This is a genomic window from Thermodesulfovibrionales bacterium (assembly GCA_035686305.1).
Classification (GTDB): domain Bacteria; phylum Nitrospirota; class Thermodesulfovibrionia; order Thermodesulfovibrionales; family UBA9159; genus DASRZP01.
Window position 1 is genome coordinate 1 of record DASRZP010000016.1, and the last position, 10,757, is coordinate 10,757.

The following is a 10,757-nucleotide window of genomic DNA, read 5'->3' on the forward strand; positions in this document are numbered from 1 at the left end:
AGGCGTTATTGAGGCCGGTTGTAAAAGTATCATCGGCTCCCGCTTAAAACAATCCGGAATGGAGTGGACCGTAAAAGGTGCAAACGCCATTATCGCCCTCCGATGTGCCATGCTCTCGCATCGTTTTGAAGACTTCTGGGAGTCCAGGGCTGCTTAATACCCGATTCTATGACGCAGGCCCCTGTCCCATCTTCTCTTTATAGAGCACCATATATTCAGCCTCTAGGGACTCAAATTTTTTTTGCAGGGCGGCGATTTCCCTGTCTTTCTTTTCAATAGTCTCTTCAAGCTCTCTTGTCTTCGCTTTCAGGAGTTCCTTTTCTTCCCGGATCTTTCCGTATTCACCCTGGACAACGGCCTCTCCTTCATCTTTCTCTTGCCAGACCTTTTGAAGCTCAGCCTGCCACATGCTGATCTTCTTTGTCAGGCGGTCATTCTCCTTTTCGAGGACGTCCACACAGAGCTGAAGTTCCTTATTGTTGCGATCGAGGCTATCAAGGCTCTCCTTCATGGACTCGGAGACCCCTGCATCTTCTGCGATGACAACCAGCTTTTCCCGTAATCCCTTACTGTTCCTGTGAATAGCATCGAGCCTCCTCTGGGACTCTGCAAAGAGTTCCTTATACAAGAGGAGATCGGCGATCCTTTTTTCCTGTCCTGAGGCCCCCGCCTTTAACTCACGTATTTCCTCGCCTGAGTCATCGGTCTCCTTCGATGCTGTCCGGAACTTGTCGATCTCCGAGAGTAATTCCCTTTTGTCCCGAAGGATACCCTTTACGATCTCCTCAAAGGCCCGGCAGAAAGTTTCCCAGAGAACTCCATGGTTCTCACCTCTCTTGCCGAGACCCTCAAGCACCGTGTTCATCAGCTGCAGCCTCGATGACTGCAATTCCCTCAATATCATGTTCTCCGGATTGCTCGTCTCTTCTTCACTCACCATCTTCACCTGCTCAAGCTTCTCATCTCTCTGCCGTTCAATAAGCTTCTTTACCCCTTCCTTTTCCTCGTTTCCTCCCTTCATCATCTTCCGGTACGTTCTCATCCTGTAAAGAAGATACAGAGATAAGGCAGTCATGAGAACCAGTGCTTCCACAAGCAAAAGTAGATAGAGCGCATCAATCCTCAACATTGTCTTTCCTCCCCCGTGTCTTCATGAACTTCATTGCGGAAAAAACGCCGGCCGCGAGAAGGGCAATGCCAAGATTTATGACGCCGAAGGAGATCAGGGTCTTCAGCCAGGAGACATGGTCTTCCTCCTTTGCCCTGACCTCTTTTGACTGAGCAACCGGCGTTTTCGGTGCCTCAGCGGGCTTCGGCAAGACCCGGAACAGAACATCCTTTGCCCTATTGAAGGTCTCGGCCTCGGCAATGAACTGAATGCTGTAATCGCCTGCCTGGTCAGTCGAAAATTGTCCCCCGTAGACACCGTCATGGGGTGCGGTGTCCCCGTTCGTCCCGTCGTCATGAAGGACTATGGCAAAGGTCTTCCCGTCAGGTGGTTTTACCAGCGCCGATATCTTAATATGCTCAAGGACATCCTTCACCTTAATCGGCTCCTTGTCCTTCTCGATCCACCCATCGATCTTCAGAACCGTGCCCTGGGTGACAAGGTCCTCCTTGAATGAACTCATGAGCTTCAGATCGGTCATGATGAAGACCTTGTTACCCTCAGCTGCATGAAATTTTACCTTCCATCTGCCTGAAAGGGGCTGTTTTACGGTGATCATATCAAATACCTTTGACTCATACCACTGGATGTCGGGTCCATGTCTCTTCGATGTCTGTTCCCTTGCAGAGGGATCGGCAATTGCCACTGCTGTCCCGGGTGTTTTCTTTGTGATAAGGAGTACCATCTCCTTCACATCCTTGTCCACTGAGAAGCCGTCTCCCTGGATCGGAAGGGAATCAGGAGACTTTACTTTCTCGAATACCGACGCGAAGACAAGATGGAGGTCCTGGCCTGTCTTTGCGAGCCTGTAGAACCCGCCTGTTTTTGTTGCTATCTCTTCAAGAAGTGCCTGGTCAGACTCCTCAGTGAAGGCTATCGTGTAGATCCTCACCCCGGCCTTCTTGATCTCAGGCAAGAGTGACATCTTCAGGTCTGCTACGAGGGCCTCTTCCTTTACCCTGTCACCGAGGTCCATCTGTCCGTCGGACATGAGGATAAGGATCTTCTCGTCATTATGCGAGGACTTGAGGGCTTCAAATCCCATCTTGATGCCCTCGTGGATGTTTGTAAAGAGGCCTTTCGAGTTGACCATCTCGACTGCCTTGAAGAGGCGTTTCTGTCCGGATTTCTCTCCTATCTCTGTAATGCCGATAAGAAGCCTGGCACTATCACTGAAGCTCACGATGCCGGCGCGGTCGTTATCGCTGAGGAGCGAGATAAAGAGCCTGGCAGCGGGTTTTCTGAGCGTCAGGGGATCGGTCTTCTTCATGCTGCCGGTGCTGTCCATAACGAGGACCGTGTCGATGCCCTTCATCTTTTCCTCTCCTCCTTCGGAAAAGGAAAAGGAGCATGTGATGATGAGACAGACGAGGACATATCGCGTCGCCATCTCTACGGACATACCTCCCAATAAACGATACACAATTATTAATTATATATCGGATTTCTTGAGAAAAGCTTAAGCGAGATTATTTTGTCCGTCTTCTCTACAAAAATCGCATTATTAAAGGTTTGAAGTATGCCCCCCTCAACAGTAATGTAAATGTTCAGGGGCATTGGCAGGTCCGTCTGCCGCAGAACAACGCATGACTATGTCTCGGATGACAATGCTTTCACCCTCTCCCGCACCTCGTCAGCAAAGAACTGGTACTCATCCACTCCCCCGGGCCTCTTCGAGAGATCAAGTTCTGAGGGATGATAGAGTCTTCCGAAGGAGATCCTCACCTTCGTCATCTTTGGCCACTTTGCACCTCTGGGCAACGCCCCGAAGGTCCCCTCTATGAGAGCAGGCACCACCGGTATATTGTGCCTCAGAGCGAGGATGCCAATGCCTTTCTTGAAAGGCATGATCGTTCCGTCAAAGGTCCTGCCTCCTTCGGGGAATATGCAGAGTATCCGCCTATTTCTCAGGACATAAGACGAAAGCCTGAGGGCGTTGCTCAGGAAGGTCTCAGGGTCTATCGGGATCGCATGGGCAAGCCTGCCGAAGAGGGAGGGCAGCCACCATCCGCTAAAGTACACCTGAAAGCCCTGGAAGAAGAGTATCCTGAAGACCTTGAGGGGAACGGTACCGCCGACCACGAATCCGTCCATGTTGCTCGCGTGGTTCGATGCAATGATGAAGGGCGGCTCGGGAAGGTTGTCGAGCCCCTTTATTTCAAGCCTGAAGAAGATTCTCAGGATCAGTCTCACAACCTTGAGCAAGAGAGCGCTGACAGCCCACTCGGTCCGGCTTAGTACAAGCCCGATCTCTCTCTTTTCTTCCTCCGTGATCTCAGCAGAGAAGATATCCTCTCCTGCGGCCCCTTCAGCCGCACGCACACCCTTTGACTTCTCATCCTTCACTCTGCTCAGGAGTTCTTCCACGGTTTGAATCTCGGAGGCGAAGGTCTCCGGCAGCTTCAGGGAGAAGGCCTTTTCGATAGCCACAACCAGTTCTATCCGCTGAAGAGAATCGAGGCGAAGATCGAGTTCGAGGTTATCCGATGCATGGACGGGGATCTTTTCCCTCTGGAGAGAGGCGATGCATTCGGCGATGACCCTGCCTGTCTCGTCTTGGAGAAGGGACGTATCCTCTTCCCTTGTCACCCTCCTGCCTCTTCTCGCTTGCTCGATGAAATCTTTCATCATGAAACGCTTCACCTTGCCAAGAGGCGTCCTCGGCAGCGGTTCTGAAGAGAGGGTGAACCCTCTCAGTCTCATGGAAGGGGGCATCGTCATAGATACCTGATTTATGGCAGTCTTCAGAAACTCCCGGATATTACCTATCCGTTCTTTCCGGGCATAGTCAAGGTCCGGGACAATGATGCCGTGCAGGGACTCAACCATACCGCGCTCCTCTGCGGCGGCAACGCATATCTCCTTGACAAGAGGGATCTTCAGATATGTCTTTTCCACGTCCTCGGGATAGATGTTCTTGCCTGAACTCAGGACGATGACCTCCTTCGCCCTGCCTGTGATAAAGAGATAGTTCTCATGATCGAGATGGCCCAGGTCGCCGCTCAGGAACCATCCGTCACGAATGGCCTTCGCAGTTTCCTCAGGGTCGTTGTAATAGCCCCTCATAACCATAGGCCCACGAATGGCGATCTCCCCTTCCCCGCTCCCCGAGGGGTTCATGATCCGAATCTCAACGGAAGGAAGAGGCTTTCCAGCAGACCCTGCCTTCCTCTTCTCTATGGGATTGAAGGTGACGACGGGTGACGTCTCCGTCAATCCGTAACCTTCGAGGACCGTAAACCCGAGGCCCTCAAGGTCCTCCATCACTAAAGGATCGAGCCTTGCGCCGCCGCTTGTAAAGAATCTGAAACTCTCGCCGAAGGCCTTATGGGCCGATACAAAGAGCACTTTTCCCATGTTCAATTCGGATATCTTTCTGAGCCCGCCGCTCACCCTCCTGAGGATACGGAGGATGACTGCCACAAACGCAGGCATCTCTCGGAACCTTCCTAAGATCCCGTTTCTGATGAGCTCAAGGAGCTGAGGGATCGCAACAAGGACAGTCACCCCCCTCTCTTTCATTGTGGATACGAGTTCCGGTCCCTTCAGGCCTTTCGGATAGGTTATGGACGCTCCGAGGAAAAGGGGTACAAGAAATGCACACATAAAGGAATAGGTATGGTGAAGAGGGAGGACCGATAAAACAACATCTCTTTCGGTGACCAACCCCTCCTCCATCAGGGCAAAAGCATCGGAACAGAAATTCCTATGAGTGAGCATCACGCCCTTTGGCCTTCCCGTTGTTCCCGATGTGTATACGATGGATGCCGTATCGTCCACGGCGATCTCGGAATAATTCTCAATCTCAAGGGTGTTCAAGATATCACTGAAGCGTGGAGAATCAAAGTTCAAAGCACGGGGGACCGAAACACTTGGCCTTGTCCTGTCACTGTAGAATACGAGGACCGAAGACGAATCATCGAGGAGGTTCCTGACCTCAGAAGCTCCAAGCTGCGCGTCTATCGGCACTGCAATTGCCCCCGACATCAGAATTCCGAGATAGGCAGCGCACCACTCGATCCTGTTTTCCGAGAGGATGGCGACCCTCTCTCCCTTCTCAATCCCTGATTTTACCAAGTGGGATGCCAGCCCCTTCACCGAGTTCAGGAACGTTCCATAGGTGATGCACTTCCATGTTTGATCGAAGTAGGTGAAGGCGGTATCGTCTCTATGCTTTACCGCAGAGTCGAGGAACAGACTGATGATGGTGTCACCGTTCATAGCAAGACGTTACCAGTCCGAATGTTGGCCGGTTCTCTTTTCAGGGCTGGAGGCAGATTAAAAACTGCAGCTACTTTTGCCGCACACTACCGGCCTTCTGCCTGATCTCCTCTATCGACTCCCTAACGATCCCTCTCACATCCTCGCTATCGTCACACAGCACTTCTGCCAGATAGTGAATCGCCTTGCAATGGCCGATGATCCCAAGGAGATAGGCTGCATCGCCCCTGACCGTTGGACTTGAGTCCTTGAGAAGATCTGCAATCCCCGGTATCGCCAGCACAATACCCCCGGGATCATCCTTCGCAAGAGTCTCGACAAGAGCAGAAATCCCGAGTCTCACACGCATCCTCTCGTCTGTCATCAATTCTCCGATCAAGGCATAAAGGCCCCGGTCATGCTTGAACATATCGATGATGTTTTCGAGGAAGCCCTTCTCCATATGATCAGCAATCGTCGACTTCATCTCAAAACGTTCCGTCATAGATTCCCCTTGTGGCCTCCTATTTGATCTTCTTATGGCCCCCACACACAACTATAATACAATTCATTGTGCAATACAATATCGCCATCTTTTCCCTGTAGAGATGACGTAGACCGAAGAAACAATCTGTCGAGATTTGGCATGTTGACACCGGACATTGATCATCTCCTCTTTTCATTCTTTCCATTGCGCCGTGCTAAACTGTTATTACTAAGGGAGACCATTAAGTATGGAGCACTGTCTGTCACTCCGGCTTGTCCGGAGTCTTTGTTCAGAACGATTCCCGACAGGCGCGAATGACACCGTAGGAATGAACTTATTGGTTTGGTAACGTATCGAACAAGGAGGAGGCACATGGGGAACGAGAGGTTGTGTGATTGCGGTTCGCCGGCAGACTGGGCTGAAATAGGCAGCACGTGGATATGTGTGGCGTGCAGAGACAAGGACGTAAGAAAGAATATCGATGAGTTTAAGGAAGCTCTGGGAAAATTGGAACGGATAGAGAGGGATTTGCGTATGCTGAAAGTCGATACCGTCTCGATCACGGGGTTGTTGAGCAAACTCAAAAATGAGATCAATAAAATTGAACCGTGATAGGGAATCACCCTTGCACGAAGGCATCCTTGAGGAGCTTGGACTGTCGCTCGAAGGCTTGTCTCGGATTCTTCGGGTCCTTCATGAGGGCGATTTCCTGTGTGATGAGTCTCGCAAGGTTCAGCGTGTGCGTATCGACCTTTGAGGACTCTCTCTTATAGAGAGGATGGTCCCGGTTTATATAGATCGTCGTCTCTTCTGAAAAGACCTCCGGGCCGTCTTCCCCGAAGTTATCGACGACGCAGGAGACGCCTGTCTCACCGAACTTTATTCTCTTTATGACCGCATTCGGCGTGAGCCTTTTCACTTTGGGCTTCTTTTTCTTCTTCTTCACTGTCTTCTCTTTCTTTTCCTCTTCCGGAGTGATATCCTGTCCTTCCTTCAGTCCCTCCTTCTTTCGCTGAAGCTCTGCAGCGCCTCCGATGCCGCCGGTCTCTTCACCGATGGGAAGGGCACCAAAGGGAGAAAGGTCGGGGTTGGCTGCGAGGGCCCTGTAGATCCTCTGGAGCGCTTCCTTGAGCGCCCGGCTGACCTTCTTGCTCTCCTTTTTCATGGTCAGCCTCTGGAATGATACCTTCACTCCTTCCATAACCCTGTCCATGACCCTCTGGAATTGCCGGTATTCTTCTGCATCCCTGACGAACCCGGTCCTGTCGCTTGTTATGGGAAGGAAATCCGCATTCACTTCGCCCCTGACCCTTGCCATCGATTTCCCCCACGTCTCCATACCGAAGAGTTCCCTTCTTACCGTCACCTGTTTGACCTTCACCTCGATGCCCAAATCCATCGATGATGAGGCGGTCTCAGGGAGGATCACGATCTCTCCGGTCAGGGGGCCAAAAGACGTTCCTTCGAGGATGGGGATCCTGTGGCCTGAAAGGCTCCGGGGAGTAACGGTATGGTTGTTGATCCTAACTCTGAAGTGGGGCGCCTTGATCGGTGTGCCTTCAATGATCTTCTCTTCAATGTCTTTCGGTTCAAACCTTTTCTCCAAACCTGCCAGGAGAACGGTTGTGCCGTTCTGCTTCCTGAAGTCTGCCGCAAGTTTTTCGAAAGGCAACTGCCATACCTCGCCGGTCTTTTCCCATTGCTCCTTGTCAAAGATCACCCTTCCGACGAAATCCTCTTTCTTCGTGATGACCTCGAACCTCTTGCAGGCCGCGAGACTCGCAAACTTGCCGATGCCGAACTGGCCGATCCTGTCCCTGCCGTATACCGGCGATTTCGGGGAGTAGAGCTTCTGCTGGGAGCCTATGCTGAAATACTGTTTCAGTCCCTCCATGTCCATACCGCTGCCGTTGTCCCTGATCTCGATGGCATCTTCAGACATGGTGATCTCGACAAGGGTCGCATCTGCGTCATAGGCGTTGTTCACGAGTTCGCGGACGAACTCGATGCTCTCTGCATAGAGCCTCTCGCCGATCGTAATGATGTGGCTCTTGTCGATTGTTACCCGTATGAATTCAGGGTCTGCGTGCATATGGCATCCCTTAGTCTCTATTCCTGGATGAGCTATGATACCACGATCTTGGTGTATAATACCTTTACTTATGGGCTTTTGGGCCACCATAAAGGAGGATTACCGGGCTGTCTTCAGGAATGACCCTGCTGCGAGGAACGGGATTGAAGTGATGCTCTCATATCCAGGTTTTCACGCGATCTTTCTTCACAGGATGAACCATCTCCTCTGGGACCTGAAGATACCGGTGATTCCGCGATTTTTTTCTCACATCGCTCGTTTCGTGACAGGCATTGAGATCCATCCTGCTGCCAGGATAGGGAAGGGGTTCTTTATCGACCACGGAATGGGGGTCGTGATCGGGGAGACAACGGAGATCGGTGAGAACTGCCTCCTCTATCAGGGCGTTACCCTCGGCGGCACGGGAAAGGAAAAAGGGAAGCGCCACCCGACCCTCGGGAATCACGTCGTCGTCGGGACCGGGGCCAAGATACTTGGGGCGATAACAATCGGCGATTATGCTAAGATAGGCGCCAATGCCGTGGTCCTCGACCCCGTTCCCGATCACGGTATCGCTGTCGGTGTCCCTGCAAAGGTGATCAAGAAAAAGGTCATGAGGATGCTGGAAGAAGGCCCGGTGGAGAGTCTTACGAGGGTCTCTATGCCTGATCCGATTGAGGAGAGTTTGAGGGTGATGGAGAGGCACATTGCAGAGCTCGAAAAGAAGATCGAGAGGCTCGAAGGAAAGGGAGGAATGATGCGCGTCTATAATACCCTTACCGGAAAGAAGGAGGAGATGGTCCCTCTTGCCCCCGGGAAGATCGGGATGTATGCCTGCGGAGTCACGGTCTATGACCTCTGCCATATCGGTCATGCGAGAAGCGCCATCGTCTTTGACGTCATAAGGAGATACCTGCTGTTCAAGGGCCTCGAAGTCAAGTATATCAGGAACTTCACCGACATCGATGACAAGATCATAAACAGGGCAAAGCAGGAGGGTATCACCTGGGACGCGGTCGCGAAGAAATACACGGAAGAGTACTACCGTGACATGGACAGGCTCGGCGTCGGAAGGGCCGATGTGGAGCCGAAGGCGACAGAGCATATCCCTGAGATCATAGAGATTGTGAAGGGATTGGTTGACAAGGGCTATGCCTATGCCGTCGACGGCGATATCTACTTCGAGGTGAGGAAATTCCCTGACTATGGTAAGCTCTCGAAGAGGGACATCGACGATATGCTTGCCGGTGCAAGAGTTGAGGTGGACGAACGGAAGAAGAACCCCATGGACTTCGCCCTCTGGAAGTCGTCAAAGGAGGGGGAGCCTTCGTGGGAGAGTCCCTGGGGGCCAGGCCGGCCGGGCTGGCATATCGAGTGCACGGCGATGTCGATGAAACACATCGGCGGAAGCTTTGATATTCATGGGGGCGGCGCAGACCTTATCTTTCCGCACCACGAGAATGAACTGGCCCAGTCCGAGGCATACACAGGAAAACCCTTTGTGAAATACTGGATACATAACGGCTTTATCACGATCGACAGGGAGAAGATGTCAAAATCCCTGGGGAATTTCTTTACGATACGGGAGATCCTTGACAAGTTCGATCCAGAAGTCGTCAGGTTCTTCCTGTTATCCACCCATTACCGAAGCCCCATTGAATTCTCAGACGAGTCGCTGAGAGAGGCAGAGGCGTCAATCGACCGGTATTATACGACCGTCATCAGGATCGATGATTTTCTGAAAGATGTTTCGGATAAGTCTAAGGCCTGTGCAGAGGAGAAATCTCTTGAAGAGACTGTTGCCGCCTTTCTGGAGAAGTTTCAGACAGCGATGGACGACGACTTTAATACGGCCCTTGCGCTTGGTCATATCTTTGAGCTCTTGCGGGAGGTCAACAGGTATCTCGACGCTAGACCCTCCGGCCCGAAGGCAAAGGAGCTTCTCTTAAAAACCAAGGATCTCCTTTACCGCACGGGGAATGTCCTGAGCATCTTTACGAGAAGGCCTGATGAATGGTATGACGCGTTAATGGAGACCAAAAAGATCCCCTATGAGAAGACCGCCATCCTCGAAAAGATACGGCAGAGGCAGGAGGCAAGGGACCGTAAGGACTGGGCTGCCGCAGATGCCATCAGGAAGGAACTGGAGGCAAAGGGGATTATCCTGGAGGACAAGAAAGACGGAACAGCATGGAAGGTGAAGATCACTGCGTGAAGAGTATTCGCGTATTCCTGATGCCGATGGGAATCAGGATTTGAATGCTGTCGCGGCGAGGTGCCCCTTCTCCTTCATGCTCTCCATGAGGACCTCTTTCATGAGAGTGCAGGCCTGGATCACCTTTGTATTCGAAACGCTGTAGTAGATATTAATCCCTTCCCGTCTTGGTTTCAGGATCCCTTTATACCTCATCACCGCGAGGTGCTGAGAGACATTGGCCTTGGGCACGCCGAGGATTCCAACAAGCTCGCTCACGGTCTTTTCACCGTCTTTCAGGGCATGCAGGATTTCCAGCCTCTTGGGACTTGCAAGGGTCTTGCACACATCGGACTGCATTTCAAAGATGGTCTTATCCTTTTGCATGCGCATGATATTGAGTATTGTATGGATTTGTTCCTGGAAGGTCAAGGGTCTGTCCAAAAAATTCCACGACTACCTCATTGCACCTAATCTCGCATAATCCAAAGATCGGCCCAAGAATCGCGATTGAAAAAGAATCAGGTAATAAAAACCTCGTTAATGTGATATGGTTATGGTTAGTGAGACACAAAACCAATGACACCAACGAGGTGAAATAATCATGACACAAACGGTGCTTCCTTTCAAGCTGGAA

Annotated in this window: 9 protein-coding genes and 1 pseudogene; 4 read left to right on the forward strand and 6 right to left on the reverse strand. The window is 51.6% G+C overall.

Annotated features, from left to right (window positions below; translation table 11 throughout):
* Positions 1 to 157: ISKra4 family transposase (locus VFG09_01550; protein ID HET6513819.1), on the forward strand; the 157-nt coding region annotated here is incomplete at its 5' end.
* A 9-nt stretch (positions 158 to 166) separates the two neighbouring features.
* Here the strand turns inward: VFG09_01550 and VFG09_01555 are convergent.
* The 4 genes from VFG09_01555 to VFG09_01570 form a co-directional block, all read right to left on the reverse strand.
* A complete protein-coding gene (locus VFG09_01555; protein ID HET6513820.1) occupies positions 167 to 1,129 on the reverse strand; it encodes a hypothetical protein in 963 nt (320 codons plus the stop codon).
* Positions 1,116 to 2,570: a VWA domain-containing protein gene (locus VFG09_01560; protein ID HET6513821.1), complete on the reverse strand. Its 1,455-nt coding sequence runs from the start codon at positions 2,568 to 2,570 to the stop codon at positions 1,116 to 1,118. The genes VFG09_01555 and VFG09_01560 overlap by 14 nt, the downstream gene beginning before the upstream one ends.
* A 188-nt stretch (positions 2,571 to 2,758) precedes the next feature.
* Positions 2,759 to 5,389, reverse strand: a complete 2,631-nt coding sequence (locus VFG09_01565; GenBank protein ID HET6513822.1) for an AMP-binding protein — start codon at positions 5,387 to 5,389, stop codon at positions 2,759 to 2,761.
* A 70-nt stretch (positions 5,390 to 5,459) separates the two neighbouring features.
* Positions 5,460 to 5,873: a HEAT repeat domain-containing protein gene (locus VFG09_01570; GenBank protein ID HET6513823.1), complete on the reverse strand. Its 414-nt coding sequence runs from the start codon at positions 5,871 to 5,873 to the stop codon at positions 5,460 to 5,462.
* Between the two features lie 354 nt (positions 5,874 to 6,227).
* Here VFG09_01570 and VFG09_01575 point away from each other — a divergent pair, with 354 nt between their 5' ends.
* Complete coding sequence (locus VFG09_01575) at positions 6,228 to 6,467, forward strand: hypothetical protein (protein ID HET6513824.1); 240 nt, start codon at positions 6,228 to 6,230, stop codon at positions 6,465 to 6,467.
* A 7-nt stretch (positions 6,468 to 6,474) separates the two neighbouring features.
* On the opposite strand, the gene VFG09_01580 is transcribed toward VFG09_01575, so the two are convergent.
* Positions 6,475 to 7,947 carry an ATP-binding protein gene (locus VFG09_01580; protein ID HET6513825.1) on the reverse strand — a complete coding sequence of 491 codons (1,473 nt, stop codon included), beginning with the start codon at positions 7,945 to 7,947 and terminating at the stop codon, positions 6,475 to 6,477.
* A gap of 70 nt (positions 7,948 to 8,017) precedes the next feature.
* On the opposite strand from VFG09_01580, the pseudogene epsC reads away from it, so the two are divergent.
* Positions 8,018 to 8,650: pseudogene (gene epsC / locus VFG09_01585) on the forward strand (serine O-acetyltransferase EpsC).
* Between the two features lie 33 nt (positions 8,651 to 8,683).
* Positions 8,684 to 10,141, forward strand: coding sequence for a cysteine--tRNA ligase (cysS, locus tag VFG09_01590; GenBank protein HET6513826.1), 1,458 nt, complete (start codon positions 8,684 to 8,686; stop codon positions 10,139 to 10,141).
* Positions 10,142 to 10,174: 33 nt separating this feature from the next.
* Here cysS and VFG09_01595 read toward each other — a convergent pair whose 3' ends face one another.
* Positions 10,175 to 10,507 (reverse strand): metalloregulator ArsR/SmtB family transcription factor, encoded by a 333-nt coding sequence (locus VFG09_01595; protein HET6513827.1) that lies wholly within the window; start codon positions 10,505 to 10,507, stop codon positions 10,175 to 10,177.
* Positions 10,508 to 10,757: the final 250 nt, after the last annotated feature.

Bases quoted from the DNA above. Each gene is read 5' to 3' on its own strand.
- VFG09_01555 (HET6513820.1), bottom strand. From the start codon at position 1,129: ATGTTGAGGATTGATGCGCTCTATCTACTTTTGCTTGTGGAAGCACTG.
- VFG09_01560 (HET6513821.1), bottom strand. From the start codon at position 2,570: ATGTCCGTAGAGATGGCGACGCGATATGTCCTCGTCTGTCTCATCATC.
- VFG09_01565 (HET6513822.1), bottom strand. From the start codon at position 5,389: ATGAACGGTGACACCATCATCAGTCTGTTCCTCGACTCTGCGGTAAAG.
- VFG09_01570 (HET6513823.1), bottom strand. From the start codon at position 5,873: ATGACGGAACGTTTTGAGATGAAGTCGACGATTGCTGATCATATGGAG.
- VFG09_01575 (HET6513824.1), top strand. From the start codon at position 6,228: ATGGGGAACGAGAGGTTGTGTGATTGCGGTTCGCCGGCAGACTGGGCT.
- VFG09_01580 (HET6513825.1), bottom strand. From the start codon at position 7,947: ATGCACGCAGACCCTGAATTCATACGGGTAACAATCGACAAGAGCCAC.
- cysS (HET6513826.1), top strand. From the start codon at position 8,684: ATGCGCGTCTATAATACCCTTACCGGAAAGAAGGAGGAGATGGTCCCT.
- VFG09_01595 (HET6513827.1), bottom strand. From the start codon at position 10,507: ATGCAAAAGGATAAGACCATCTTTGAAATGCAGTCCGATGTGTGCAAG.